General features: G+C 56.7%; 28 protein-coding genes. 17 read left to right on the forward strand and 11 right to left on the reverse strand.

Annotated features, from left to right (window positions below; genetic code table 11):
- Positions 1 to 223: 223 nt before the first annotated feature.
- Genes ASD46_RS08740 through ASD46_RS08750 form a run of 3 tightly spaced genes read left to right on the forward strand, consistent with a single transcriptional unit; the run spans position 224 to position 3,659 of the window.
- Positions 224 to 1,066 carry a dihydroorotate dehydrogenase electron transfer subunit gene (locus ASD46_RS08740; protein ID WP_082546159.1) on the forward strand — a complete coding sequence of 281 codons (843 nt, stop codon included), beginning with the start codon at positions 224 to 226 and terminating at the stop codon, positions 1,064 to 1,066.
- Complete coding sequence (locus ASD46_RS08745) at positions 1,066 to 2,001, forward strand: dihydroorotate dehydrogenase (RefSeq protein ID WP_060642057.1); 936 nt, start codon at positions 1,066 to 1,068, stop codon at positions 1,999 to 2,001. Before ASD46_RS08740 ends, ASD46_RS08745 begins: the two co-directional genes overlap by 1 nt.
- Positions 2,001 to 3,659: a hydantoinase/carbamoylase family amidase gene (locus ASD46_RS08750; protein WP_060642058.1), complete on the forward strand. Its 1,659-nt coding sequence runs from the start codon at positions 2,001 to 2,003 to the stop codon at positions 3,657 to 3,659. Before ASD46_RS08745 ends, ASD46_RS08750 begins: the two co-directional genes overlap by 1 nt.
- Before the next feature lie 6 nt (positions 3,660 to 3,665).
- On the opposite strand, the gene ASD46_RS08755 is transcribed toward ASD46_RS08750, so the two are convergent.
- Together ASD46_RS08755 and ASD46_RS08760 are read right to left on the reverse strand one after the other, a co-directional pair.
- Positions 3,666 to 4,076 (reverse strand): helix-turn-helix domain-containing protein, encoded by a 411-nt coding sequence (locus ASD46_RS08755; protein ID WP_060642059.1) that lies wholly within the window; start codon positions 4,074 to 4,076, stop codon positions 3,666 to 3,668.
- Complete coding sequence (locus tag ASD46_RS08760) at positions 4,076 to 4,372, reverse strand: type II toxin-antitoxin system HigB family toxin (protein WP_038497210.1); 297 nt, start codon at positions 4,370 to 4,372, stop codon at positions 4,076 to 4,078. The genes ASD46_RS08755 and ASD46_RS08760 overlap by 1 nt, the downstream gene beginning before the upstream one ends.
- Before the next feature lie 496 nt (positions 4,373 to 4,868).
- Here ASD46_RS08760 and ASD46_RS08765 point away from each other — a divergent pair, with 496 nt between their 5' ends.
- The 3 genes from ASD46_RS08765 (at position 4,869) to ASD46_RS08775 (ending at position 6,850) form a co-directional block, all read left to right on the forward strand.
- Entirely contained in the window at positions 4,869 to 6,107 is a 1,239-nt protein-coding gene (locus ASD46_RS08765) for a Fic family protein (protein WP_060642060.1), read from the forward strand.
- 195 nt (positions 6,108 to 6,302) lie between these two features.
- Entirely contained in the window at positions 6,303 to 6,557 is a 255-nt protein-coding gene (locus ASD46_RS08770) for a type II toxin-antitoxin system ParD family antitoxin (RefSeq protein ID WP_060642061.1), read from the forward strand.
- Positions 6,557 to 6,850 (forward strand): type II toxin-antitoxin system RelE/ParE family toxin, encoded by a 294-nt coding sequence (locus tag ASD46_RS08775; RefSeq protein ID WP_060642062.1) that lies wholly within the window; start codon positions 6,557 to 6,559, stop codon positions 6,848 to 6,850. The genes ASD46_RS08770 and ASD46_RS08775 overlap by 1 nt, the downstream gene beginning before the upstream one ends.
- A 205-nt stretch (positions 6,851 to 7,055) precedes the next feature.
- On the opposite strand, the gene ASD46_RS08780 is transcribed toward ASD46_RS08775, so the two are convergent.
- The 3 genes from ASD46_RS08780 to ASD46_RS08790 all read right to left on the reverse strand — a co-directional run bounded on the left by ASD46_RS08780 (position 7,056) and on the right by ASD46_RS08790 (position 10,159).
- The gene (locus ASD46_RS08780; RefSeq protein ID WP_060642063.1) at positions 7,056 to 7,886 is read right to left on the reverse strand and encodes an aldo/keto reductase; all 831 of its coding nucleotides are present in this window, start codon (positions 7,884 to 7,886) and stop codon (positions 7,056 to 7,058) included.
- 74 nt (positions 7,887 to 7,960) lie between these two features.
- Entirely contained in the window at positions 7,961 to 8,842 is an 882-nt protein-coding gene (locus tag ASD46_RS08785) for an NmrA family NAD(P)-binding protein (RefSeq protein WP_060642064.1), read from the reverse strand.
- Between the two features lie 33 nt (positions 8,843 to 8,875).
- Entirely contained in the window at positions 8,876 to 10,159 is a 1,284-nt protein-coding gene (locus tag ASD46_RS08790; protein WP_060642065.1) for a serine hydrolase domain-containing protein, read from the reverse strand.
- 190 nt (positions 10,160 to 10,349) lie between these two features.
- Here ASD46_RS08790 and ASD46_RS08795 point away from each other — a divergent pair, with 190 nt between their 5' ends.
- Positions 10,350 to 11,249, forward strand: a complete 900-nt coding sequence (locus ASD46_RS08795; protein WP_060642066.1) for a LysR family transcriptional regulator — start codon at positions 10,350 to 10,352, stop codon at positions 11,247 to 11,249.
- Between the two features lie 302 nt (positions 11,250 to 11,551).
- Here ASD46_RS08795 and ASD46_RS08800 read toward each other — a convergent pair whose 3' ends face one another.
- Positions 11,552 to 12,547: a LacI family DNA-binding transcriptional regulator gene (locus ASD46_RS08800; RefSeq protein ID WP_019565639.1), complete on the reverse strand. Its 996-nt coding sequence runs from the start codon at positions 12,545 to 12,547 to the stop codon at positions 11,552 to 11,554.
- 176 nt (positions 12,548 to 12,723) lie between these two features.
- On the opposite strand from ASD46_RS08800, the gene ASD46_RS08805 reads away from it, so the two are divergent.
- The 5 genes from ASD46_RS08805 to ASD46_RS08825 all read left to right on the forward strand — a co-directional run bounded on the left by ASD46_RS08805 (position 12,724) and on the right by ASD46_RS08825 (position 17,636).
- Positions 12,724 to 13,677 (forward strand): sugar ABC transporter substrate-binding protein, encoded by a 954-nt coding sequence (locus ASD46_RS08805; RefSeq protein ID WP_060642067.1) that lies wholly within the window; start codon positions 12,724 to 12,726, stop codon positions 13,675 to 13,677.
- 127 nt (positions 13,678 to 13,804) lie between these two features.
- Positions 13,805 to 14,926: an ABC transporter permease gene (locus ASD46_RS08810; protein ID WP_060642068.1), complete on the forward strand. Its 1,122-nt coding sequence runs from the start codon at positions 13,805 to 13,807 to the stop codon at positions 14,924 to 14,926.
- Positions 14,926 to 15,714, forward strand: a complete 789-nt coding sequence (locus ASD46_RS08815) for an ATP-binding cassette domain-containing protein (RefSeq protein WP_019565642.1) — start codon at positions 14,926 to 14,928, stop codon at positions 15,712 to 15,714. Before ASD46_RS08810 ends, ASD46_RS08815 begins: the two co-directional genes overlap by 1 nt.
- Positions 15,715 to 15,798: 84 nt before the next feature.
- Positions 15,799 to 16,593, forward strand: a complete 795-nt coding sequence (locus tag ASD46_RS08820) for a TIM barrel protein (RefSeq protein ID WP_060642069.1) — start codon at positions 15,799 to 15,801, stop codon at positions 16,591 to 16,593.
- 23 nt (positions 16,594 to 16,616) lie between these two features.
- A complete protein-coding gene (locus ASD46_RS08825; RefSeq protein WP_060642070.1) occupies positions 16,617 to 17,636 on the forward strand; it encodes a Gfo/Idh/MocA family oxidoreductase in 1,020 nt (339 codons plus the stop codon).
- A gap of 637 nt (positions 17,637 to 18,273) precedes the next feature.
- Here ASD46_RS08825 and ASD46_RS08830 read toward each other — a convergent pair.
- Both ASD46_RS08830 and ASD46_RS08835 read right to left on the reverse strand, forming a co-directional pair.
- Positions 18,274 to 19,170, reverse strand: a complete 897-nt coding sequence (locus tag ASD46_RS08830; protein ID WP_060642071.1) for a transglutaminase family protein — start codon at positions 19,168 to 19,170, stop codon at positions 18,274 to 18,276.
- A gap of 517 nt (positions 19,171 to 19,687) precedes the next feature.
- Entirely contained in the window at positions 19,688 to 20,356 is a 669-nt protein-coding gene (locus ASD46_RS08835; RefSeq protein WP_060642072.1) for a GntR family transcriptional regulator, read from the reverse strand.
- Between the two features lie 83 nt (positions 20,357 to 20,439).
- Between ASD46_RS08835 and ASD46_RS08840 the strand changes: the two genes are divergently transcribed.
- The 4 genes from ASD46_RS08840 to ASD46_RS08855 all read left to right on the forward strand — a co-directional run bounded on the left by ASD46_RS08840 (position 20,440) and on the right by ASD46_RS08855 (position 23,335).
- The gene (locus ASD46_RS08840) at positions 20,440 to 21,060 is read left to right on the forward strand and encodes a C39 family peptidase (RefSeq protein ID WP_060642073.1); all 621 of its coding nucleotides are present in this window, start codon (positions 20,440 to 20,442) and stop codon (positions 21,058 to 21,060) included.
- Between the two features lie 45 nt (positions 21,061 to 21,105).
- Complete coding sequence (locus tag ASD46_RS08845) at positions 21,106 to 22,173, forward strand: D-alanine--D-alanine ligase family protein (RefSeq protein WP_019565647.1); 1,068 nt, start codon at positions 21,106 to 21,108, stop codon at positions 22,171 to 22,173.
- 188 nt (positions 22,174 to 22,361) lie between these two features.
- Positions 22,362 to 22,625, forward strand: coding sequence for a hypothetical protein (locus ASD46_RS08850; RefSeq protein WP_013637284.1), 264 nt, complete (start codon positions 22,362 to 22,364; stop codon positions 22,623 to 22,625).
- 11 nt (positions 22,626 to 22,636) lie between these two features.
- A complete protein-coding gene (locus ASD46_RS08855; RefSeq protein ID WP_003519101.1) occupies positions 22,637 to 23,335 on the forward strand; it encodes a nucleotidyl transferase AbiEii/AbiGii toxin family protein in 699 nt (232 codons plus the stop codon).
- A 215-nt stretch (positions 23,336 to 23,550) separates the two neighbouring features.
- Here ASD46_RS08855 and ASD46_RS08860 read toward each other — a convergent pair whose 3' ends face one another.
- From ASD46_RS08860 to ASD46_RS08870, 3 genes are all read right to left on the reverse strand, one after another.
- Entirely contained in the window at positions 23,551 to 23,934 is a 384-nt protein-coding gene (locus ASD46_RS08860) for a type II toxin-antitoxin system VapC family toxin (protein ID WP_060642074.1), read from the reverse strand.
- Positions 23,931 to 24,131 carry a type II toxin-antitoxin system VapB family antitoxin gene (locus ASD46_RS08865; protein ID WP_013637280.1) on the reverse strand — a complete coding sequence of 67 codons (201 nt, stop codon included), beginning with the start codon at positions 24,129 to 24,131 and terminating at the stop codon, positions 23,931 to 23,933. The genes ASD46_RS08860 and ASD46_RS08865 overlap by 4 nt, the downstream gene beginning before the upstream one ends.
- A gap of 399 nt (positions 24,132 to 24,530) precedes the next feature.
- Complete coding sequence (locus ASD46_RS08870) at positions 24,531 to 25,334, reverse strand: AraC family transcriptional regulator (protein WP_060642075.1); 804 nt, start codon at positions 25,332 to 25,334, stop codon at positions 24,531 to 24,533.
- A 74-nt stretch (positions 25,335 to 25,408) separates the two neighbouring features.
- Between ASD46_RS08870 and ASD46_RS08875 the strand changes: the two genes are divergently transcribed.
- Positions 25,409 to 26,350, forward strand: a complete 942-nt coding sequence (locus tag ASD46_RS08875; protein WP_060642076.1) for an NmrA family NAD(P)-binding protein — start codon at positions 25,409 to 25,411, stop codon at positions 26,348 to 26,350.
- Positions 26,351 to 26,688: the final 338 nt, after the last annotated feature.

Raw genomic sequence — 26,688 nt, forward strand, 5'->3', positions numbered from 1 at the left:
CAATTTTGAGAATCTTATTGACTTTTTGTGCGTTGAGGGACATGTTTTGTTTTTGAACGCAGGAGTGCACATGACACTTTGTTGCCTTATGGCCCGACGCTGATCTGGGTTCTGGTCGCGCGATGACGGTGTTTTCCGTCTGCGTACTTTCCTCTCCGTCTATGCTTGCCTCAACAGCGGACTTGGCCCCTGGAGGGTAGCCCTTTTTTCCCGGATTCACGACATGTCAGCCAGTCTTTGTGCTTTTTCAGCTTCTGCTCCTCTTCCACCCCGTCGATCCATTCATGAGGTCGAGACGATCATAAAACGACACGAGCCGGTAAACGGCGAGTACCGCCTGGTGGTGCTCTCGGCCCCCGATTCGGTCCTCGATTGCCGGCCGGGCCAGTTCTTTCACATTCTTTGCCCTCAGACGGATCGATTCCAGCCATTTTTCCGTCGACCGATGAGCATCTACTCGTATGACCTGGAAGAAGGAGAGCTTGCCTTCCTCTATAAGGTGGCTGGTGCCGGTACCCGTGCGCTGTCTGAACTGAAGGCAGGCGACACGCTCGATATCGTCGGCCCAATTGGCCAGGGTTTCGAATTAAAGGCTGAATGGCAACGGCCTCTTCTTCTAGCGCGGGGTGTAGGGCTGGCGACCCTTGCGCCGCTTGCCAGGGAATGTGCGTACACGGGGCGGCGACTGACCGCGATTTGCAGCGCGCGCTCTCCCAAGCTTCTTATGTCTACAGATCTTTTTCGCGCTTATGGCGCGGAAGTCATCACCGTTACCGATCTGGAAAGCAATTCAGGTGTGGAGAGCCTGACACCTCTAATCGATAATCTGGTTGAACGCCACCAGGTCGATTCTCTCTTCACCTGCGGGTCAGCCCGCCTGATGCGCATGGTGCAGGACATCGCTACCAAGCATGCTATTGGGGGGCAGGTTGCACTGGAGCAGCACATGGCGTGCGGCATTGGCATGTGCCAGGCCTGTGTACGACCCTTCAAGCGCTCGGCAGAGGCAGTCAATCTCAGGGTCTGCCGTGAAGGTCCTGTCTTTGACCTTGATGAGGTGCTGTGATGACGGATCTTTCCACGCGGATCGGAACTCTGTCGCTAAAGAACCCGATCATGCCGGCGTCCGGTACATTCTCCGAAGAATTGGCGGATGTTTTCGACCTTGACTGCATTGGTGCGCATGTGACCAAGACCATCACCCGAGAAAGGCGCTCAGGCAACCCCGTGCCGCGTGTCTGTGAGATCCGTGGTGCAATGCTGAACTCAATCGGGATACCAAGCAAGGGCGCGGAGTGGTTTGTCAGGAACACAATTCCTTTCTACACGCAGTATGAGGCGCCTCTTGTCGTCAGCATATCTGCGGGAACGGCCGACGATTTTGCCCGGTTCTCCGAGGAGATCAGCATTCCAGGTGTTGACGCGATCGAGGTCAATATATCCTGTCCCAATATTGAAGATCACGGCAAGGCCTTCGCCATGCGTCCCGGTTCGACCGAAAACGTGATTCGGAAAATCCGTGACGCAACGGATCTGCCTCTCTGGGCGAAGCTTTCGCCTAATACAGGTGAAGTGGTGGAGGTGGCGCAGGCGGCCGAAGCGGCAGGTGCCAACGCACTCGTCGCGGCCAACACCATGCTCGCGATGGCCATTGACAGCCGCACCGGCGAGATCCGGCTTGGAAATGTTATGGGCGGCCTGTCCGGCCCGGCCATAAAACCAATCACGCTGCGCATGACGTATCAATGCGCTAACGCGGTTTCCATCCCTGTAATCGGTTGCGGGGGCATCTCTACGGTTGATGACGTCATCGAATATCTGATGGCCGGCGCACGTGCCGTGCAGGTGGGCACCGCCACTTTCATCAGCCCCAATACCATGCCGCGTCTTGTTTGTGAGCTCGAAGCTGTGCTCATTGCCCGCGGCCTCGCCAGTGTGGATGCATTAATCGGCACTGCAAAACTTGCCAGAGAAACAATCGCTCTTGCGGAGTATACCTGATGTCTGCGAGCCTTGCGAACACGGACGAAATCAACGACCTGTCCGGCACAGCCGTCCATCTGTTCAGGCAGGTCGCCAAACAATCCGCTGATCTCGAAGGCGTCAGTCGACCCGCGTTCTCCGATGTCGAAACTGGTACGCTGCAGTTCCTGATGGATTTTGCCCGTGCTGAAGGGCTGGCCGCTGTTTGGGATCAAGGTCGCAACGTCGTATTCTCGCTACCCGAACATCACACGGCCGATCGCTTTGTATTATGTGGTTCACATGTCGACAGCGTTCCTCGCGGAGGGAATTTCGACGGACTGGCCGGGGTTCTGTCAGGTATCATGTGCTTGGTTCGTGCCAGGCGAGAAGGCAACAGCTTCTCCCAGCCGGTAAAGGTCATTGCCATGCGCGGCGAGGAAAGCGCGTGGTTTGGTCCTTGTTACGTGGGGTCCAAAGCTCTTCTTGGCGTACTTTCACCGGAGGAACTTGCCGCAAGACATCGAGGTGACGGACGGACGCTTTCCAACCATATGGAAGCCGCAGGCATCGACATGGAGCCGATCCGTGCCGGCAGACCGATTATCGACGCGAAATGTGTGAGCGCCTATCTCGAGGTCCACATCGAGCAGGGTCCTGTTCTAGTAGAGCGCAATCTACCGACCGGGATCGTGTCGGGAATACGCGGTAATTTTCGATACAGAAAAATCGCTTGTTATGGCGAGGCGGGTCATTCCGGGGCGGTTCCCCTCGCTTATAGACATGACGCGGTGCTCGCCATGGCGGAACTCCTCAACGTTCTTGATGCCGCCTGGCATGAATTTGTCGCCGCCGGCCGTGATCTCGTCATAACCAGTGGTATGGTTTCGACAGATCAACAGAAACATGCATTGACCCGGATCCCCGATTTTATAGAGTTCAGTCTGGATATTCGCAGCCAGGATAGCGGGATGCTTAACAGCATGCATTCGTTTGTTCTTGCCCAGATCGCTCGCATCGAGCGCGAGCGCGCGGTTCGTTTCGACACCGGTGAAGCTTTATGGACGAGCCCGGCGATCTGCGATGAGAAACTCATCGCTCATCTGGAGGAGGCCACGAGGGCGACAGGTTCACCCGTTTGCCTGCTTGCATCAGGTGGCGGCCATGATGCGGCGGTGTTCTCGGAAGCGGGAATTCCATCCGGTATGATCTTTATCCGCAATCGCAACGGATCTCATAATCCGAAGGAAGCGATGACAATGGAAGATTTCGACGTCGCGACGGACATTCTCTATCAGTTTCTGGTCAACCCGGTTGCATTACCTTCGAGGGAGCCCTCCCCTCGGGAAAAAGAAAAGGCGAAGAAACCCATGTTTAAAATGATTACCGATATCATCCGGGAAAAAGGTAACGGCTCTCGGGCTTATCATAGCGCCGCAACCGTGGCCCGGAAGGCCGCGCTGGAGGATCCCGAGCGGGCTGCTGGCTATTTCATTCTTGCGGTGGCAGCCCAGGAGTTTGCCGATCTGCATTATGGCGAGGCCACGCAGGCGGATGTTTTTGACCGCGAATTGGATCGCTTCCAGAATGCCGTCGACATGCTTGATCAGGCATTTGAAGCCTCGGACGCAGAGCAGAAGCTGAAGGTGGTATCGATGATGGCTATGGAGTTTATCGCTGGAGAACAAGGCCGCTAAATTGGCTCAATGGTGACGTCGCCTGGCGTACTTCAGTTCCGGACCGTCAAGATGATAAGGCTCAACAAGGCAATCGGCAGGAATTCCCCATTCCTTGTGCAGCCGGTGAATCATTTCGACAGTCAGAGCACGCTTTTTGTTCAGCACTTCGGATGCACGAGAACGAGAAGCGAACAGCGTCGCGAGGTCACTCTGGCTGCGTCCTGTCAGCTCCATGTGGGCCTTGATAAGTTCAATCGGCTCGGGTGCATCGATGGGGTAGTGCTTGTCTTCGTACGCTTCGATGAGATCGGAAAGGACATCGAAGCGCATACCATCGGGACTGAAAGGATCGGGCGGGTTATCGAAATACTGGCTGACCTCTGCAATGGCCCATGCGAGGTCATCATCGTTTCTGATGGCGCGGATGTTGTCCATTACACTGTCTCCGGGTTAATCTGGTCATATTCCTTGTGAGTGCCAATGAACTTGATCAGCACTCGTTTGTAGGGGTAGGCGACGTGGACAATGAGCCGGTATTTGTTGCCCGATATGTCGAAAATGATGCGATTGTCGGAAACGAAATCTACCGTCGCGCCAAATGTTGCCTTCACATCGGCCGGCGTCGTCCATTCGGCCTTGCTGACCATCGCGTGCCACGTTTTTAGGGGCGTCTCGGCGTGAGTGTGAAGCTCCCAGAATTGTCTCAATGTAGACTTGGCGATGATCTGCATAATCTTTGTCTACCACATTCCCAAATTGGGAACAAGAGGGGTATTGGATGCGGAGAATAGCAAGTTTAATCTCCGCAATTATGCGGATTTTATCGTACTTAATCTCCGCACGGCGCTTCAATCAGTGATGCTAGCTGGCGCGATGAGATGAAGAGGCTGGTCGATCTCATTCAAATCGTGCCAAGAAATTGCTTTGGTAAGACAATCTCCCAACCGAGGAAAATTGATTAGCGGGGTCGCTGGTTCATATCCTTTCAAGGCGGGTAAACTAATATGAACATCGCAGTGGAAAGGCCAGAAGTTCGCAAAGATTTGCCAGGGAAGACTAACCGAGTGTCATTGCCCGAGTTCTTTTTGGTGATTGGGTGGGTCATGTCTTGATGACGGGGCTATAGTACTCACGACAACATCGGCCAAAAGATCGGCCAAATGTGATGGTATATCGACAAAAATCCCATATATATAAATGATATAAGGAAACTGGATATCGGCCAAAATGACTGTCGAAGAAGCATCTACCCGCATCGAACCGGCGCGTATCGAGCATCCCAGTGGCGAACTGCTGGACCTTTCGCTTGAGATTGTCGCTAGGGCCGAACGACTTGGCCGGGCTCTCCATCCTGAAACCGCAGCCCAACTGGCCCGCACCGTCAGGATCATGAACACCTACTATAGTAATCTGATCGAAGGCCACAACACCCGGCCACGTGAGATCGAGCAGGCCCTGCAGGGAATTAAGCCCGAGGACGATCGGCGCGACCTCAAGATCGAAGCCGTCGCCCACTATCGTGTTCAGCAGGAGATCGACGAGCGAGAGGCGGCAGGGATGTTGCCTGATCCTGCATCGATAGAATTCATCCGCTATCTTCACCGCGCCTTTTATGATGGCGCAACAGTAAAGATGCTGACGATTGTCGGTAACCACCACAGCTTTTTTATGACGCCCGGCGAATGGCGGCGAGGGGAGGAGCAGGACGTCGAGGTCGGCAGACATTTGCCTCCCGCGAGCGATCGCGTGCCCGATTTCATGGCCTACTTCCATCAGCGGTTCGCCTTCCAGCCGGCTCCAGGAGAAGCGATGATGGCAGTTGGGAGCAGCCGTAGCGCCCGCCTTTTTGCGATGGCGACCGCGCATCACCGTTTCAACTACATCCATCCGTTTCCAGACGGCAACGGCCGAGTTAGCCGTTTGATGAGTCATGCGATGGCACAAGCGGCCGGAGTGGGAGCTCATGGTCTCTGGTCAATTTCCCGCGGCTTGGCTCGAGGCTTGGCGGGGGGGCCTGAAGGACGCGCCGAATATAAGCAGCATATGGCTTGGGCAGACGAGCCACGTCAGGGCGACCGCGATGGACGGGGCAACCTGTCGCTCAAGGGACTGGAACTGTTCACCAGTTGGTTTCTGCGCGTGTGTCTCGATCAGCTCGAATACATGGACAGCCTGTTTGACCTCAAAACACTAGGGGGACGCCTCAAGCGTTATGTCTATCGTCAGGAAACTTTGCCTGACGAGTGCGCGCCCTTACTTCAGGAAGCCCTTGTGCGCGGAGAATTTGAGCGGGGAGAGGCTTCGCGTATCACTGGCCTGCCAGATCGATCGGCGCGGCGCGTTCTAAAGGCGCTGACGGATGAGGGCCTGCTTGCGTCAGTTACCGAAAAGGGGCCTGTGTCGCTGCGCTTTCCAGTCCAAGCGCTCGATACCCTTTTCCCTCGTCTCTATCCCGAGGACGTATGACTATTTCGTGTACTGGCGGACCCCTCACTGATGCCTGAGAAGCGTCCAGAGGAGGATTAATGATACGCCAAATAGCAGCTTAGCCGAATTATGGGTGCAGCGTTCGGTTCCCATCAAGAGCTGTAATTGCGAGCTCATCATTAGTTTAACAAACTTTGCCATCAGCGAGTATGTTGAGGCATTAGGGAGACTCGAATGGCGACGATGAATGTATCCCTGCCAGACCTCATGAAAGATTGGGTTGAAGCACAGGCCAAAACTGGTCGATACTCGAATGCGAGCGATTATGTCCGGGACCTGATCCGCAGAGACCAAGCGCGTACGGATAAGATTGCCGAGATGCAGCGATTTGTCGACGACGGGATCAGAAGCGGAGTTGGGAGCCGTTCAACGGAAGAGTTGTTTGCTTTAGCCACTTCTCGAGCTGACATCAGCCGCGGACGCGCTTAATGCCATTTAGCCTATCTGTCCAAGCGGAAGAGGATATTATTTCCATTGCAGAAGAAGGCATCCGCATCTTCGGAGCACCAGTCGCGAGACAATATCACGATGAGCTTTTTGCCTTGCTCGAACTCATCGCCACCAACCCAAGAATGGCATGCGAACGCTATGAGATTTATCCTCCTGTCAGGATCCATCCTTTCAAGGCTCACCCTGTCGTGTACCGCATCATTGAAGACGGGAGCGTATTCGTCATCCGCATAAGGCACGGCCATGAAGATTGGGCGGGAGATTCTTTCTAACCAACCCCTTCGCCGAATTTATAACATATTGGTCGTAAGTGCGAATCTCATCAAGGCGACAGCATTACAATCTGCGAAGGCTTAGGCAGCTATGCGCGCCCCATTTCGGTTGTTCCTGCCAATAGTCTTGGCTCCAACCAGCGCACGTTGCTCGGCTAGATCGAGAGGCATCCTGAGCGTAGCCCGAGATTAAGGACCCCCCATTTCAGAGCGTTGCAGCCTCCCAGTCTGGAGCAAAAGGTGGATCAACGTAGCGCACGTCCTTCGGCAGAGCCGCGATAGCCGCGCGGTCCTCCTCGTCGAGGTGAATATTGAGCGCATCGAGATTGGCTCGCTGGCTGGACGAGCGAGCGGCTTTGGGGATAGCGATGACGTTTTCCTGATCCAGAAGCCAGGCTATGGCGATCTGGGCTGCGGTGGCGCTGTGCTTCTCACCGATCCTAGCGAGAACGGACTCCTTTGCCGCCCGGCCTTGCGCAAGCGGCGCATAGGCGGTCATCGGAATACCTCTGCGGCGAAGGTAATCCAGCATCGGCGTCTGCGACAGGAACGGATGATATTCCACTTGATGAACGGCGATGGGGGCGCCGATTTCCTCGATCGCATGCCGGATCATGGGCAGGTTGAAGTTGCAAACGCCGATGGCGCGCGCCAACCCTTCCTCTTTCAGTTTGGTGATGGCGTCGAGCGTGGCGCTTATGTTCATCTTCGCTGATGGCCAATGCACGAGGAAGAGATCGATATGGTCGAGGCGAAGCTTGCCGAGGCTCGTGTCGAAGGACCGTCGCAGGGCATCGGGGGAGAGCTTGTCGTGCCAGACCTTGGTGGTAACGAAGAGGTCAGCGCGGTTTATGCCGGAGGCCGTGAGCGCCGCGCCGACGGAGGCTTCATTGTCGTACATGGCGGCGGTATCGATGTGGCGAAAGCCGAGTTCAAGCCCACTTTCGATCACCGGTCGGGCGGCATCGCCCGGCATCCTGAAAGTCCCCAGTCCTAACCTGGGGATAGCGACACCGTGAGTCTCAATCGTTTCCATGATCAATCCTTTCGAGTTGCGAGGGACGCGACGGCAGAGGCAGAAGCCGTCCGCCGCCCGTTCTCCCGGCGGGTTCACGCGGTCTCGCTCGCCGCTGCTTGCCGGACCAGCGCTTCGATCACCTGCTCAAGCGACGTCTTGCCCCTGACACGGTTTCCGCCGTCGGCTTTGAAGTCGATCCAGCCTTCGTTGAAACCGTCGAGCATACGCATGCGCGGCTGCGGGTGACGCGTACCCTGGGCACGGAATAGGCCGTCCCAGCGTTCCCGCGGGACGATCTCCACCCGTACCGGATGCCCGAGCACTATCGCGAAGGCATTGGCGAGATCGTTGGGGGAGACCCGTGCCGGGCCTTCCAGTTCCACCACCCGCTTGCCGATCCATTGCTCGCGGATAAGATCTGCAGCAAGCCGGCCGATATCCTGCGTCGACACCATGGCGAAAGTCTTGTCGGCAGGCTGGAGGAAGCTGTGGAGCACGCCTTCGTCGCGCGCCGCGACCACGTCCCAGACCGCATTTTCCATGAACCAGCCAGGCCGCAGGAAGGTGACGTGAAGATCGAGGTCGCCGAGGGCTTTTTCCAGCATCGTCCGCTGGCACAACAAATTGTCGACTTCCGCGTCGGCGCCGATGGTCGAGAGGCAGACGACCCTTTCCGGGCGGGCAGCAAGGAGAGCGGTCGTCAGCGCCTCATTCTGCTTTGCCGCTTCCGGATAGCCGGGCGCCGGATCGAAGTCCGACGGCGGTAGGATGAAGACGCCCTTGGCGCCCTTGAACGCGTTGGCGAGCTTTGTTGCGTCGCCCATGTCGGCAAAGGCGATTTCGCAACCGCGCTTGCACCAGATTTCCGCCTTGGCGGGATCGCGCAGCACCGCGCGGACCGGTTCTCCGGCTTCGATCAGGGCGTCCGCAAGCGCGCCGCCGACCTTGCCGGTAATTCCTGTAATCGCATACATGATATGTCTCCTGGTTTTGAGGTTGGAAATGGATCAGGCGAGGCCGTCGTAGAGAGAGCGCTCGAATGTGCCGTAGAGCTGCACGACATTTTCGTCGTGGAATGGGAGAAGCTGGGTGAAGATGGCGCCGGTCACCTGCCGGGCCGGGTCGAGCCAGAAATAGCAGTTGAGCAGGCCAGCCCAGGAAATGCTGCCGACCGACCGACCGTTCGGACCGGGCAGCGTATTGATGTCGAACGAGTATCCCCATTTGTGGGGTTCACCGGGAAACTGGTCGAAGCTCTGCGAATAGGCGGGTTGGGCCGTCGTCATGGCGCGCACGTCGAGGTCGCCGATTTGGTTTCGCATCATCGACGTGACCGTTTCCGGCTTCAGCACGCGCACGCCCTTATGGGAGCCGCCGTTCAACAGCATCCGCAGGAAGGCCATGTAGTCGCGTGGCGTGCTGAAGGCGCCGCCGCCGCCCATGAAGAATTCCGGCCGTTGTGGCATCTCGAAGGGCGCGGGCGTCAGTCCGCCGTCCGCGTTCCTGTTGTGGAAGGTGGCGACCCTGGCCTTCTGCTTGCTGCCGATCAGGAAGCCTGAATCGGTCATGCCGAGCGGATCGAAGATGTTTTCGCGGAAATAGACCTCCAGCGACTGGTCGCTCACCGCCTCCACCAGCTTTCCGATCCAGTCCATGCTGATGCCGTATTGCCAGCGATCGCCGGGATCGAACTCGAGCGGTGCCAGGAAAGCACCGTTTTTGCAGGTTGCTATGTCCGGCATTCCTGTAACCTGCTGATAGCGGGTCAGCGCATCGCTCCAGATCGAATAGGTATAGCCGGAGGTGTGGGTGAGCAGGTGCCGCACCTTGATGGCCCGCTTGGCCGGGCGCAGGCGCGGCTGGCCATCGCCGTCGAAACCCTCCAACACCATGGGATTGGCGAGTTCCGGCAAATGTTTCGCCGCATCGTCCTCGGGATCAATCTTACCCTGCTCGATGAGTTGCATGCAGGCCGTGGCGGTGAAGGCCTTCGTCATCGACAACAGCCAGAACACCGTATCGGCGCGCATTGTCGCTCCGGTCACTGTATTGGCCTTTCCGAAGGTCCCTTCATAGATCATGCCGTCCGGTCCTGCGGCTGTGGCAACGACTCCTGCCACTGTTCCGTCCCGAACGGCCTGCTCCATCGCCATGTCGATCGGTTTGAAATTTCCGGACCGCGCTTGCGGTTTGGCTGCCAGCGCATGAGCCGGCGTATTTGCAGCGGCGGTGCCGGCTGCCAGAAAGAGGCCGCCGCGCGCCAACAGGTTTCTGCGTGAGATCGCATTCATGCATGAAGTCCTTCTCTGCAAGGTCGGAGATTTCCACGGTTCCGGCATGCCGCTGGCGCCGCCCGGGCGCTAAGTAACTATTTACGGGATGAAGAAAGATGATTCACGCGCATTAAAATCAAGGATAAGATGACTTCAAATCATCATGAGAAGACGGTCGGCGAAGACCGACCTTGCGGCGGAGAGGTGCATGAGTTTCGACACGCGGCTGCTGACCGGGGTCGGCGTTTTCGGGGCGGTGATGGAAGCGGGCAATTTCGTGCGCGCCGCGGATGTTCTCGGCCTCACGCCATCGGGGGTCAGTCGTGCGGTAGCGCGACTCGAGCAACGCGTCGGCGTCAGGTTGTTCGACCGCAGCCCGCGTAAGGTTACGCTGACGGAAGAGGGCGTCCGCTTCCATGCCAGGATAATGCCGTTGCTGGCCGGGCTGGAGGAGGCGGCCTCCGAAGCAGCCGGTTCGGCGGCGTTCGTCGGCGGGCGGATCAGGGTTTCGATCGATCCCTGGTTCGCGCGCATGGTGCTGGCGCCGAGGATCGGTGAGTTTCTAGCGCTCTATCCCGCCCTGACGCTCGATCTGACAACCAGCAACTACCGCGAAGAGATGATGAGTGGCGCTGATGTCGCCGTGCGTTTTGGTCCGCCGGACGAATCCTCGCTGATCGCGCGCAAACTGCTGGACGTACCGGTGCTGACCTGTGCCGCACCAGGCTATCTCGAGCGTCACGGAGTTCCAGTCACGCCCCACGACCTGATGCGCCACGATTGTATTCTCTTTCGCGACCCGCAGACCGGGCGACCGTTCACCTGGGAATTCCAGGGGAATAACGGCGCCATCGAGATCAAGGTGGCCGGGCGGTTGGTCATGGACGATCCCTCCGCTGCGGTCGCGGCCTGTCTCGCAGGGCAAGGCATATTCCAGAGTTTTGCCATCGGCCTCGACGAGTGGCTTGAGAGCGGGGCGCTCACGACGATCCTGACGGAATGGTCGGGCGAGCGGTTTCCACTTTACGCCTATCATCCGTCACGCCACATGCCGCCGGCCAAGGTGCAGGCTTTTCTGGATTTTGTTCAACGAATCGCGGTGACATAGCGCGGGGTGCATTCTTGCCGCTTCGCACGATTGGTGTTGCATACTGGCCGTAAGAGCCGAAGGGGAGTATATCAGTCCCCGATGACGGGTCAAATCCGCGCACCAGTTGGCATCGTGCCGCAATGCTGTTCCCAACGAACAGTGCTTACGGTTCGATTCCGTCCAATGCGGTCGGTACGCACACTGCATGCCTGCCTCGTTGATGAAATCCAGTTCGGATGACATCCAAGCTTCGCCGCGACTTTGTGACGTTCCGATCGGATGGTCCTAAAGAATAGTCAACTGTGATCAGTCGACAGCGTTTAAGTTGAGCGTCGAACGACAAGCTCTCCCCGAAGAGTTACCGTCTTCAAAGCCGAACTCCCCTTGATCATACTCAGAATTGCATCAATCATTTCGTCGCGCGGTTGCTCATAGGTGGTAATGCCGTATCCGAACGAACCGGATATCTCGTAGTTGTCGAAACCCACTATCGCAATATCTTCGGGAACTTGAAGGCGAAAGTTTGCCCGGATCTCATCCATTGCGCCCATCGCCAGAATGTCGTTTTCGCACATTAGCACATCGACGCGATCTTGCGGTGAAGTCTCGCTTAAGTACTTCCTCACCGAGGCCGCACCAGCGTCCAGACTGTATTTTTCCGCGCTCATTTGGACGATGTTTTGGATGCCTTTTTCTGCCCAGAACTCCGTGAAGTAATGGCTTCTTTTTAAAGCCGTGGACAAAGCGGCAGCACCGCTCATGAAGCCCGGGCGCTTGTATCCCTGCGCATGAAGGTGGTCGACGATCTCCCTGAGAGCAAGTTCCGCGTCGCAGACAACCGCTGGCACGCCGTCGATCTGACTGTCACGTGCAAGCACGAACATAGGCGGCATGCCGCGTCCGTGCTGCAGGTCTGTCAGGGTTTCGTCGCGAAACGCTGTACCAAACAGAATGATGGCATCGACCTGACGCTGGTCCGCATGGAGAAGTGCGTTCACATGGTTAAAGTGGCTATTGATATTGATCAGCATCACGACCAGGCCTGCGGCCTGGAGCTTCTCGGTAAGCGCCTCAAGGAAAGGGAGTTTTTGCGGGTTGGAAAAGTCATCCACGAAGACAGCGATCTGACCCGTCGAGTTGGTGGCGAGGCTTCGTGCAAGAAGGTTCGGCGTGTAGTTCAAAGCTGCAGCGGTCTCCAGTACCTTCCGCTTGCTTTCGTCGGTAATCGAAGCTCCCGGCGTGAAAGCGCGTATCACGGTCCACTTGGAGACTCCCGCCGCATCTGCCACTTGTTTCGCCGTTGCTCTCTTCCGCATAAACTCTCCGGTAATGGAACATAAATTCCATTTTTTTGATTCAGTGAAATGAATGCTTGCTTTTAACGCATTCTGACATAACATGCACCTGCTTGCACCCGGTAGCAAACACATTTGCACCCGGTAGCATTCGAATTCGTCACTCAGAGGAGTGGGTGACATTGAGGAGGAAAAAAATGAAATCCATTTGGAAGAATTTCGCTTCTGCGGCTATTGCCGTGTCACTGATTGGCGCTTGGTCGGTTAGCGTCAAAGCCGAGGAGCAGCCCAGCATCATCGCGGTCACTCATGGACAAGCTTCTGACCCCTTCTGGTCGATCGTGAAAAACGGAATGATGCAGGCCGGCAAGGACATCAATGCCAAGGTTGACTACCGGGCACCCGAGACTTTCGATATGGTCGCAATGGCTCAGCTCATTGAGGCCGCAGTCAATCAAAACCCGGCGGGCATTGTAATTTCCAATCCCGATCCGGATGCGCTAGGCCCGGCGATTGCCAAGGCCATCGCGGCCGGTATCCCCGTCATTTCCATGAACTCCGGCATTGCCGCAACGGAAAAGCTTGGCATCAAGCTTCATGTTGGCCAGGACGAACTTACCGCAGGGGCCAAGGTCGGCGAAAAACTCAAGTCTCTCGGCATGAAGCATGTGCTGTGCGTAAACCAGGAGGTGGGAAATGCCGCCCTTGACCAGCGCTGCGCAGGTACCGCCAAGGGCTTCGAAGGTGGAAAGGTAACGGTCCTGCCGACGTCCGCCGACCCGGCGGAAATTGAATCAAAGATCCAGGCTGCTTTAACCTCGGATTCTTCTGTCGATGTCGTGCTTGGCCTGTCGGCACCGCTCGTCGGTGAGCGAGCGGTTGCTGTTGTCGAGAAGATGGGCAATGGCGACAAGGTCAAGGTCGCTTCTTTCGATCTCTCGGCCAATTTCCTGAAGGCTGTTTCGGAAGGCAAGGCGCTTTTTGCCGTGGATCAGCAACCCTATCTCCAGGGATATCTGCCAGTCACATTCCTCGCGCTGAATGCAAGATATGGCACGATTCCTGCTGGAAACGTTGCCTCGGGTCCGAGCTTTGTCGAGAAGGATACCGCCGCTTCGGTGATTGAGAAATCCTCCCAGGGTATCCGCTGAGCGGGACCCATCCGGCAGCTCCCGCACCTCCAACGGGGGCTGCCCTCATCGCCCGACATCCGGATCCGCGTGAAGCGTGAACGGCAGCCGATGGCGCACGTAAACAACTGACATCTGAGGTACGACCATGACGCTGGCCAACGAACAGAACGGGTCCCCGACTCGATCCGACGAGCGCCTGAAAAAGGTTTCGACATTGACCGCGCTCGCGCGACGTCCGGAACTCGGCGCAGTCGCAGGACTGGTGCTCGTCACAACATTCTTCATGCTGACCGCAAACCCCGCCATGTTCACACTTGCAGGCGTTGTAAACTTCATGGCGCCAGCTGCTCAACTGGGGATTCTTGCGGCTGGCGCGGCACTCTTGATGATCGGCGGCGAGTTCGATCTGTCGATCGGCTCGATGGTCGCGTTCGCAGGGCTAGTTTTTGGCACGGCCCTTGTGGTCCTTAATCTGCCGCTCAGCGTCGCGATCCTGATCGCGCTTGCTTTCGCCGTGGTCATCGGTGTCACCAACGCCCAGCTCACCATGCGCACCGGACTTCCATCGTTTATAGTAACGCTTGCGTTTCTCTTCATTCTTCGTGGCCTCACGCTCGTCGGACTGAAGTGGGCGAGCGGCGGTTCAACACAGCTTCGCGGCATGAGGGAAGCTGTGGCGGACAGTCCCCTTGCGCCGCTGTTCTCAGGCGATGCCTTCCCGGGCCTCTTCACGTGGCTTGGCAGTGCAGGCGTCATCGAGACCTTCCCCAATGGAACGCCGAAAGTCCCCGGTATCCCCGTAGAAATTCTCTGGTTTGTGCTGATTGCACTCGTCGCGACCTGGGTTCTGCTGCGCACGAGGTTTGGAAACTGGATCTTTGCATCCGGAGGCGACCCGAAGGCAGCTCGCAAGTCGGGTGTTCCCGTCGCGCGCGTAAAGACCACCCTTTTCATTGTTACCGCCATGTGCGCCACTCTTGTCGCGATCCTCACCGTGCTTGATGCGGGTTCAACGGACGCACGACGGGGATTTCAGAAGGAGTTCGAAGCCATCATTGCGGCCGTCATCGGCGGATGTCTCCTGACTGGAGGATATGGTTCGGCAATCGGTGCGTTCTTCGGATCGATCGTCTTTGGCATGGTCTTGATCGGTCTCACCTACACGTCAATCGACCAGGATTGGTACCTCGTCTTCCTCGGCGGGATGCTGCTGATTGCGGTTATTTTCAACAACATCATTCGCAAGCGTGTGACGGGAGAACGCTGATGAGCACGAGCCAGACACCACTCGTCGAGGTCAAGAACCTCGTAAAGCACTTCGGCTCGATTATCGCACTCAACGGCGTTTCGCTGAGTGTTCACGCAGGAGAGGTTCTGTGCCTCCTCGGAGATAACGGAGCCGGAAAATCAACTCTGATCAATACTCTTTCCGGCGTTCACAGACCGACATCCGGCGACTTCCTCGTCGAGGGGAAACAACATCTCTTTACCGGGCCAAGAGATGCGCTCGATGCGGGGATTGCTACCGTCTACCAAGATCTGGCGATGATCCCGCTGATGTCTGTCACAAGAAACTTCTTCATGGGTCGCGAGCCGTTGAAGGGTTTCGGTCCGTTCAAATACATGGACATGGAATTCGCGGATCGCGTGACCAGCGAAGAAATGAAGAGAATCGGCATCGATGTTCGTGAACCCGGGCAGGCCGTCGGCACGCTCTCCGGTGGCGAACGTCAATGCGTGGCGATCGCACGCGCCGTGTATTTCGGGGCGAAAGTCCTCATTCTCGATGAACCGACATCTGCACTCGGTGTTGCACAAACCTCGATGGTCCTGAAGTACATCGATCAGGTTCGTCGCAAAGGTCTGGGCGTGATTTTCATTACGCACAACGTCCGACACGCTTTTGCCGTCGGCAACCGTTTTACAGCTCTGAACAGGGGAAAGACGCTTGGCACATTTGCCAAACATGAAATCAGCCTCGATGGCCTGCAGAACCTGATGGCCGGCGGCAAAGAACTCCAGTCGATCTCCGCGGAGCTGGGCGGCACCATTTGAAGACACTTGGAAACATGAATTTTGGCCCGGCGCGTTCGCCGGGCCTTGGGACAGTCATATCCAAAATCCAGGGAACCACCCCAAATGAGCAGTACGAATAACACCCCGTTTCCGTTAGCCGCCTGCGCGGAGATGCTGTGGCGGGACAAGCCTATCGAATGGCGCGCTTCCCGATTGAAGGAGCAGGGATTTGGCGTGGGCCTCTGGAATTGGCCAGAGCACGACATCGCCAAGCTCGAAGCCACAGGTGCGACCTTCACAATTATGAACGGTTACCTGACCGGGCGTCTTACGGATGAAGAAGGTGCAGCCGAACTTTTGAGAACCGCGCGCGAAACAGCTCAGATCGGTAAACGTCTTGGCGTGCAGCGCCTCAACCTTCACGGCACTGGCCTCGGGGATCGTGGACTACCGATTCAGCCTGTCGAGGTCGTCACGGGAGCCATGTGGCTGAAGGCTCAGGATACGCTACGCCGAATCGTCGACCTCGCGGAAGAAGAAAACGTGGTTTTCACGCTGGAAAACCTCAATCTTCCCGTCGATCACCCCGGCGTTCCGTTCGGGCGCGCCGAAGACACGTTGGCACTCGTATCGAGCATCGACCACCCGCGCCTGCGTTTGAACCTGGACCTTTACCACGCGCAGATCGGTGAGGGGAACCTGATCGAACTTTGCCGCAGGAGCCTGCCGTGGATCGGTGAGATTCAGGTGGCCGATGTACCCGGGCGATTTGAGCCGGGCACCGGCGAAGTGAACTGGAAGGGGATCGCAAGAGCCCTGAGCCACATGGGCTACTCCGGCCCGATCGGGATGGAAGCATGGGCATCCGGAGATGCTGACACCGCGCTTGCTGCCTTCCGCGAAGCCTTCACTCTCTGATTTCAAAAACAGGACTAAAAATCATGACCAAGGTCAAAACAGTCAACGTCGGACTTATCGGGGCAGGGCGCATCGGTTCGTTTCATGGTGAGAGCGTCGCAAAAAGGCTTGTGGACGCGGAGCTGATAGCCGTCGCCGACCCCGCCCCCGGAGCCGCTGGAAAGCTTGCGGAGAGGCTGGGCGCCGACGCTTCTTACACCGACGTTGCAGAACTGCTTTCTCACCCCGGTCTGGATGCGGTCATCATTGCGACACCCGCACGCTTTCACACCAATATCCTCGAGCAGGCTGCGGAGGCCGGCAAAGCGATATTCTGCGAGAAGCCAATGGCGCTCACGCTTGAAGATGCGGACCGCGGCATTGCCGCCGCCAAGGCCGCAGGCGTTCCGCTGCAGGTCGGTTTTAATCGTCGCTGGGACCAGGCATTTGCCGAAGGCCGCGAAGCGATCGATGCCGGAAAGGTCGGCGCGGTTCAACTCATCCGGTCGCTAACGCGTGATCCTGGTCCGTTCGGCGGCGACCCAGACAGAATTCCTTTGTGGACCATCTTTTATGAAACGTTGATCCACGACTTCGACACCCTGCTCTGGTTGAACCCCGGCGCAAAGCCTGTCGAAGTGTTTGCAATGGCAGACGCGCTGGTTCGCTCGGACGCACGCAATACAGGCTTCCTCGATACCGCCGTCGTCAATATTCGTTTTGACAACGGCTCGATCGCGGTTGCGGAAGCAAACTTCTCTGCAATGTACGGCTACGATATTCGCGGCGAAGTATTCGGCTCCGGCGGAATGGCTGCGATGGGCGACGTGCGACGTTCTAGCATGACGCTGTTCGACGCTACTGGCGTATCCAACGAGACATGGCGGCGCGATACGGACCACTTCGTTCAGGCCTATACGGCGCAGCTTGCTTCCTTTGTCGATGCGGTTCGTAACGGTGTTGTTCAGAATGCACCAACAGGAGCCGATGCTCGCAACGCTCTGGCGATTGCACTTGCTGCGATTGAATCCGTGTCGAAAAAACAGCCGGTTCCTGTGAGTTGAAGGCATAGATGGCAGGGGCCGATAGTGCCCCTGCCATCACATAGGTATTGGAAAAATCAGCCGCTCAGAAACGCATCGGCGGTGCGAACGACAATCGTCATGGCAACGAAATCAACAGTTCAGAAGCCCAAAACAGTATCTGATTTGAGAAACATGCTTGCGGTCAAAAGCTTGAGGCTATCGAGCCATCAAGAGAGAGTAGCGCGAACTGCAGTCGCCTGCCCGGAAGTCGTCGCCTTCGGGACAGCAAATTCGCTTGCTGTTTGTTGTTCCGTCACCCAGTCGACGGTGGTTCGGTTGGCGATCTCTCTTGGGTTTGAGAGTTACCGCGAATTCAGACGCGTTTTCCGGCAGCATGTGAAACTCAACGCAACCTACAGATAAGGTATCGATTCCTGAGTCTCGCCGTACACCTACCGTGAGGGAAAGCTGCTATTGCCAAGTTTGTTAGCTCGTGTGTCGCCGCTCGGATAGGAGCACACATTATCACTAATCAACATCGTGCATGTTCGGCGCAGGCGCGAAGAAGTGTCGGTTCACCCGGTCCAGGTATCTTCATCATAAAATTCGGTTGCGCCGGCGAATTGCCGTGAGACTAGCTTGGGCGGCAAACGCCGGAATAGGCAATGCGTTCCGATCAGTTGAGCACAGTTTCGATGCGATCATCCGTTGTGACGTTGACCTGGACTGACATGCCCTCGTAGTCAGCAGCTGTTCCGTCGTAACTTCCCCACAAAGGAACTGCCTGCTTCGGATCCCGCGCCACCCCAACACGGATAAGATCATGGTTGCCCACGATACCGTTGGTTGGGTCGAACTCAGCCCAACCGGCGCCTGGCAAATAGATCTGGCACCACGCATGGGTGGAACCGCCGCCAAGGGTGGTGGATCCGTCTCGGTCTGGAACGTAGATATAGCCCGTGACGAACCTGGCCGCGAACCCAAGTGATCGAGCGGCCTCCATCATAAGTAGCGCGAAGTCGCGGCAGGTTCCCTTTCGAAGCTGCAGCGTCTCGGTCGGCGCTTGCGTTCCATGCTCTTGTCGTCGGGCATAGATGAAACTTTCATGGATGGCGTAGCACAACGTCATCAGCAGGTGCCCGGTTTCAGTGGGTTGCCCGATTCGCACGAATTGGCGCGCCCATTTACCGACCTGATCATGTGGATCAGCGTAGTGGCGCTGGATGGTTCGTTCCAGATCCAGCGCTTCGTCTGGATCATATGAAAACGGGTAAGTCAAAGCTTCCTGATCGATTTGCAGATCAATTGCGACATAGGGTGTATGGTCAAGGCGAATGACGGTTTCGAAGCGGAGCTCTCGTGAGGGTTGAGCAAATCCGATCACTGCGACGCAGTTTCCGAACACATCATGGATCCAACGAAGATAGTCCGGTCCCGGGTCAATGAGGAGGTGGGAGCTCAACAGCGTCTGATCGAAACTGTCTCTCGGTCTGAACAAAAGTCTGTGCTCTCCGAACTCAACCGGCCGTTTATAACGATAGGACGTGACGTGTCGGACGGTAAATATTGTCATCGATCACCGGGGGGTACGAGGTCCAAGACGGCTGGCACCGTATCACTCTAAAGAAGCACATGCATTGTTACATCGTTCCAGCTGGCATGAGATAATCCGCGCGGGCGATGGCCCCCAACCTATTGGCGACAATCCGGGTGAGGTTGAAAACCGTGATGCGGCATATCAAATGCCCCGAAGAAGCCCACGCCTAATCCACCTTGAGCCCGCCCGATTGGTTCGCGACGTTAAGCTAAAATCACTCTTTGTCCACTTTCAGCCGAAGCGAAAGATAGTTTTAAGACGAAACTTCCGAAGAGTTCGTGATAGCGCAACGGTCTGTCAGGGTAGATTCCTACGTCTGCAGTGTGGGGGTCAGCGATTCACCTCTCATCAAGAGCAATATGCCTGTCACCCGTCTCAACGACAGCGGATCTCCCAGGACAAACGAACTTTCGCTCGTCTCGGCCAGAAAGCTGACGTCGGCCACCGTCCGTTGCCATTTAAGGCATGGCCAAACGCTGAACCGGCGAGCCGCTTAGCTCGACTGGGCGGCCGCGCTGAGCTTGCGACTTCCTTCAAGCAAATGACGCTGCAAAATTGTACTTGCAGCGTCGATATTCCGATCTCTGCAAGCCTTTAGTAGAGCACGGTGCTCCCCCTGCGATTGCTGCCCATAGTCCAAGCTGGATAGCAATACACGTACGTAGCGGTCGGCTGCATCATGGTGGGTAGCGATAAGGCCGATGAGCCGCTCATTTTGGCAGGCGCCGTAAAGTGTCATGTGGAACTGCTTATTCAGCGTCCCCCAACGTCCCACATCCTTCTCAGCGTCGATCTGGGCGAGAAATGTTGCCGCCCTGTCCAAATCGGCTGTCGTCAGCCCTACATATGACAGGCGCAAGGCTTCCGTCTCCAGTAGCGAGCGAATGGAATAGATCTCCGCAATCTCCTTGGCATCTATTCTTGCCACGAAGGCCCCCTTTGTCGGGTGAATGGTTACGAGGCCCTCGCTTTCCAGAAGCCTCAAGGCATCACGCACAGGCATGCGGCTGAACCCAAATCGTGCGGCCAGCTCGTCTTGTCGGAGCGCGACGCCACTGCGAAGCTCTCCACCGGAAATCGCTTCCCTGAGAACCCTTGCGATACGATCCGCCACGGTCTCCGGCCGGATGGTTTCAACATTTATTGCGACGAAATCGTTCATGGCCAACCTTCTCCGAGACAGCAATCATCTTGATCATGCCAAGCAACCTCGTATACGAGTATACCGCTCAGGAGATTTTTGCCATGCCCTTATCATCAGGCGTCGTTCCTTATTTCAGTCAGTGGGAAACACCGGAGATGACATTGCCCGTGCTTGCCGAAGGATCTGCGGCGCTGCTGCGCGATCCGCTCTGGCGGCAATCGGGTGCCGAGACGATCGAGGAATACGCGCGCTGGGCGGTCAATGTCTGCGGCATGGCCTGCCTGAAGATGATCCTGGCAGCGCGCGGCGACCTGCTTCCGACGCTTGCTCTCGCCCGTGCCTGCACCGCCTATGGCGGCTATGTCGTCAACGAGCTGGATGCTTCGATCAAGGGACTGATCTATGCGCCCTTCGTGACCTATGTGGGCGAGCGCTTCGGGCTCTCGGCAGAAACGATGACGGGTGTCGCAACAGAGAGCATCCCCGGTCTGCTCGCTGAACGCCCGTTCTTCATCGCCTCGGTCAATAGCGGCATACGCTGGCCGGAACGCATGCCGCCCTCAAAAGGCGGGCATCTCATTCTGGTGACGGCAGCCTCGGCTGATACGGTCCGTTTCCACAATCCATCCGGTCATGATGCTGCGAGCCAGGCGGATGTGCTGCTACCGCTTGCCATATTCGACCGCTTCTTTGCCAATCGCGGCATCGCGATCGGCTTCTGACATCTATTTAGACTATTTAGACACGAGATTATTTTGGGGGTTTTCATGACATCTTCCCGCGGCAAGCTGCGCATCGCCGTTCTCTTCGGCGGCCGCTCGGCCGAACACGACGTCTCCGTCATGTCGGCGACGAATGTCGTGGGCGCACTGGAGCCCTCGAAATACGAGGCGGTGCCGATCTTCGTGACGCGGGAAGGCGAGTGGCTGCTCAGCCATTTCGAAAATGGCGTGCTCGCCAGGCCGGCAAACGGCACCGAAATCGCATTGGTGCCCGGCGGGCGTGGGCGGATGATCGCCATCGACGGCGGCAGGATGAGCGATGCCGGGAAGATCGATATTCTGTTCCCGGTTCTGCATGGTATTTTCGGCGAGGATGGTTCCGTGCAGGGACTGGCGGAGGTGGCCCGCGTGCCACTGGTTGGCTGCGGCATCCTGGGTTCAGCGACAGCGCTTGACAAGGATATCGCCAAGCAGCTGCTGCGGGCGGCGGGGTTGCCGGTGGCGCGTGCTGTTACCGTGCATGCGGATCGGGTGCCGTCCTTCGACACGCTTGAGATCGCGTTGGGTTTGCCGCTGTTCGTTAAGCCGGCGCGTCAGGGGTCTTCGGTCGGCGTGCGCAAGGTTTCCGGCAACCAGGAATTTGCGCCGGCGCTCGCGGAGGGCTTCAAGCATGACCGCAAGCTGCTTGCCGAGGAATTCATCCGCGGCCGCGAGATCGAGTGCAGCGTGCTCGAGGACGCCAAGGGTGGCCTGTTCGTCTCTCGCCCGGGTGAGATCATCCCGGCCGAAAGCCATGGCTTCTATAGCTACGATGCGAAATATATCGACGACGATGGCGCGGCGCTGACGGTTCCGGCAGAGCTTCCGCCAGAGGTTGAGACGAAGATCCGCGAGACGGCAGCACTCGCCTTCCGGGCGCTCGGTTGCGACGGTATGGCGCGCGTCGATTTCTTCCTGACCGAGGACATGGCTTTTTTGGTCAACGAGGTGAACACCATTCCGGGGTTCACCGATATCAGCATGTATGCGAAGGCGATGGCGGCAAGCGGCGTCAGCTATCCTGAGGTAATCGACCGGCTCGTTGAACACGGTTTTGCGCGCGCCGGCCTCTGAGCCGCAAAATGCCTCTTCCCGGTGTAGTAGACATGCACCGGGAAGAAAAACGCCGCAGCTTCGTCTGCTCTTGTTACAAGAACTGGAATAAGCCGGATTAATGCCGTTGCATGCCTGCGTCTGCTGTGTTTCTTGCGTTTTTGGCGGGTATGTATTACATAACTTATTGAAAATTGGTGGTGATAACGATGTCTAGCGTTGCGATTAAGGTACTGTCGACGGTGAACGCCCCTTACGGGACGAACCTTTCGGCTGAGCAACTCGCTTCGAAGATTTCGGATTTTGCGAGCGTTGAGAATTTCGATGCTTCGGCATTCTCATTCTATTCCGAAGTGAAAGCCGAGCTCCAGCACCAGTTTCTGGATGAGATGGAAATCGACCACGGTACAGCATCCGAGATTGCCCAGAAATTCTCGCAGCTAGCTGGATATCCCCTCGCCCTAGCCGCCTGAGGGTTGTCCTGATGAGCCAATGGGAAAGCCTTTTCGACCAGGCTGCGTCAATTATCAATCAGGCGAACTCTTCTTTTAAACTCCTCGATAGCTGGACTTTCGGGGGTGGCACCGCCCTTATGCTCCAGATAAACCATCGTGAAAGCTTCGATATCGACATTTTCGTCGATGATCCGCAGGTCCTCCCATATCTGAACCCGACAACACAGGGCTATACCCTGCAGGTGAACCCAGATGAATATGTTTCGGACGGGACGCATGCGTTGAAAATCGTGTTCGCGGGCATCGGTGAAATTGACTTCATTTGTGCTCCAAGTCTAACCAACGATCCAACATCCCGCGTCGCAGTACGTGGAATCCAAGTTGACCTTGAGACCCCGGGCGAAATCATCGCGAAGAAGGTTCACTATCGAGGATCCTCTCTTCAGCCACGTGACATGTTCGATATCGCGTGCATCGCCAAGGCATGCGGCGATGGATACGTTCTCGAAGCTCTCTTGCCATTCAAAAACAGGGCCGCCGCTGCATTGGCCGTCGCCGAGAGAATGGATGCAGGCCTCGCTAGCACAGTTATGGGGAAGCTTCAGTATAGAGAAGGATATGCGGATATTTCGAAAACTGCTCAAGCGACGACAATCTCGCTTTTGAAAGCGGTGTGCGATCACAAGCCAGCGGTATCCGCAGCGCCTTCCTCTACGTCTCCGCGCTGATTTCTCCGCAACTTGGCGACCTTAGCTATACCGCCGTTCGGTCGATCATTCTTTCGGTGCGCATCATTCCGATTAGCCAGCAAAACCAAGTTAGGGCGGCGCCAGCGAGTGTGAATGAATTGCGTCGCAAAATGCTTAGCCAATCCACGACGCGTGGACGACGGTTCGAATCCGTTCAAGAGCCACAATATTGCTGGGCGTCCTGCGTTGCTGGGCTAACGAGAGGCTTGCGCGTGCGTGTAAAGTGCCACACCAACTTTTTGTGCTGCGGCCGCTAGGCGCTTATCTCTTGTCCACAAGCTTGATCGCCGGTCGAGCAACGTTGAAGTAAGTAAATGCGCATCTGTGTAACCAATCCCCATGCTGAATATCGAATGACGATCAATGATCGTCATTACTTCTGCATGGGTCGCGATTAGCGCCTCGCGTTGAGCTGCTAGGAATTCTAAAACTGCAGCCCTCTCTCTTAAGCTGCCGAGCGCCAATTCGCCCACAACGAATGGGTGGCAGAGCAACTGGTCATCATTGATGATTTTTCGTAGTTCTGAGTCATCGTATCGAAAATGATTTATCCAGATCGAGGTGTCTACCAGGATCACTTTGCCACGTCGCTCCGTCGGCGAGGCGACGCTTCAGCCTCAGGCATAGAGCCGCCAAGCGCGATCAGCCGTTTGCCGGATTCCACACGCACGAGTGTCTCCAGCGCTTGCCGCACGAGAGCTGCTGTTTCCTTGGTGCCCGTGAGGGACTTGGCCCGTTCCATAAGATTGTCGTCGATATTTATGGTTGATCGCATGTTCCAGCCCCCGTAGATGAGTAGCTCATATAGCACCATTTGGTGCGAAAATCCACGACTCATCGCGTGCGGCTAACATCTTCATGTTTCACGGATGGTTGATTCGTATCCGTTCAAGGCGTGGGTATTGGTGTTTTGGGGACATGCACTTAGAAGTAACGCGCATCCTCTCAATAGCTTCAACGCCGAAAATCCAAATGATTGATACAAAGGGGGGCTGTCGATCCCGGATCCCAGCGCTACCGTCGCCTCTCTGATCGGCTGGGTGAGGTCGAGCCCTTTTTCGACCTTGTTCCTGAGCGGGACGACGCAAGATCCATCGTCCGTAGTAGGCCCATTGTAGTCACCGCACGTGCTGCAAGGGCCGACCAGTGTTGAGAAATTCGACTACTCGGAAAATCACCTCGCGAAGTAGCGGGTCGGTGTTGTTCCCAATGCCTTCTTGAACATGACGATAAAGGCGGTAGGGGATTCGTATCCCAAGTCGCTCGACACCCTCTGGACCGTCGCGCCGCTGGCCAGTTCGCGCAACGCGATGACCAGATGCAGTTGCCGCCGCCATCGGCCGAAGGTAAGTCCCGTTTCCTGGACCATCAGCCGCTTCAAGGATCGCTCACTCATGGCAACGTGTGTCGCCCAATCCAAGAGGGTGCGACGATCGCTCGGCTCCGCCATCAGGGCAGCGGTGATCGCGGCGATTTTGGGATGGCTGGAGGCGGGCAAATCCAGCCCCTGTATCGGCATTTGCGCGAGTTCGTCCAGCAAGACCTGCACCATACGGCCGACATGATTGTCCGGAGGAGAATTGACGGGTACATCCGCCAGTCGGAGGATCATCTCGCGGAGCATCGGTGACACAGACAAAGTACAGCACTCATGAGGCAGTGTCGCTGCGCCTGGTTGAACGAACAGATAGGACAGGCGTGCGTTGGACGTCACCTGGTTGCTGTGGGGCACGCCGCCGGGTATCCAGACTCCGCAGTCTGGTGGGACAATCCAGATGCCATTTTCCGTCTTGCAGGTGACGGCCCCATGCAGGGCCAAGATGAGCTGCCCTTCCTTGTGCTGGTGCTGGGGTACTTCAGCCTCATAGTCATTGAAGTCGAGGCGAACAGCGAAGGCCGGACGATCCGACTGGTCGAGATCAATGTCATCGTAGCAGGAACGCAGCAGTTTTGCGGATTGGCCCGATTTCGAGATCATTTGGCACTATCTCCAAATTCGTACGCACAGCAATAGTCTACTAATCGGCGATCAACAACCGCAGGGAGACTGTCATGCGAATTTCTGTCGTCGGTGCCACGGGACGAGTTGGCGCTAAACTTACCCGGAACTTACTGAAGGCCGGGCATCAGGTTAGAGCATTGTCGCGAGGTGGCCCCGCGCTGGGCGCGCTGGTCGAGCTTGGTGCAGAGCCATTTCTGGGAAGCTTTGACACCGGAGAGGGAGACCTTGACCAGTTTTTCCAGGGTGCCGATGCTGCGTTCCTGATGGTGAAGACCGATTGGAACAACATCGAGGGGCATTACCCCGCTGTTGCCAAGCGCTTTGTCGATGCGCTCAAAAAATCCTCTGTCAACCTGGCCGTGAGCCTGACGGCCATGGGTTCGGACGTGAAGGGGAAAACGGGCCATTTCGAATGCTTTCACGATCTGGACGAAAAGTTAAACGAACTCGGCAACATCGATTTGGTCCACCTGCGCGCCGCTTGGTTCATGGACGACGTATCGGCGTGGACGGGGCCGGTTGCCAAATACGGTCGAATTGCCTGGTTCTGCAAACCCGATTTGAAGATGCCCTGGGTGGCGACCGATGACATTGCGTGGCTGGCGGCCAAGGAATTGACCAATCCGAGGGGCAGACACCGCGTATACCTCGAAGTAGGCTCGGAAGATGTCTCGATGAACGAACTGGCCGAAATCATTGGCAAGAAGATCGGCAAGCCGGTGGATTACCGATACATCGAAACGACCCGTAAAGACGTCGAGGCTGAATTTCTGGCACGGTTCGGGACGCTGGAGAAATGGCAGGACGACACCCTCAGTGCTGACGCTTTGAACAGTGGCATCGTAAGGTTCCATGGGGAGCACGAGTATCGTCCGAAATTGCCCACGACGATGGAGACGTTCATTGCTGATGTCTGGAAGACCCGCTATCTGGACGCGGTCAAAGCGGGAGAACAGCGAGAAACGTTTTTCATGTGGGCTGCCAGAGACTAGCTATGGCGGCTCTTTTGACCCGTCCCCCACGCGTTCGACCATCCCGGATGCTACCGCAAATTGTTGATGTGCGGTAGCTAAACGAGCGAAATTTGCGCAGCTTGGCCATCAAACCGAGATCACACCACTGCACTACGGATCAGTCTTTAATTTCCATCGCCGCGCCCTTGAGAGCTCAACGAGTTAACTCAACGGATTTCTGGTTGGGATCCAGTCTGCTGACTGTCGCTGCTCAGCATTTCAACGATCGGTTCATAGCCGTAGAGAGTAGCGAGGCTCAGTGGTGTTAGGCCCGAGTGAGTTTTCAGATCACGGCGAGCACCAGCGCGCACAAGGGA

The sequence above is a fragment of the Rhizobium sp. Root491 genome (assembly GCF_001427205.1).
Classification (GTDB): Bacteria; Pseudomonadota; Alphaproteobacteria; order Rhizobiales; family Rhizobiaceae; genus Agrobacterium; species Agrobacterium tumefaciens.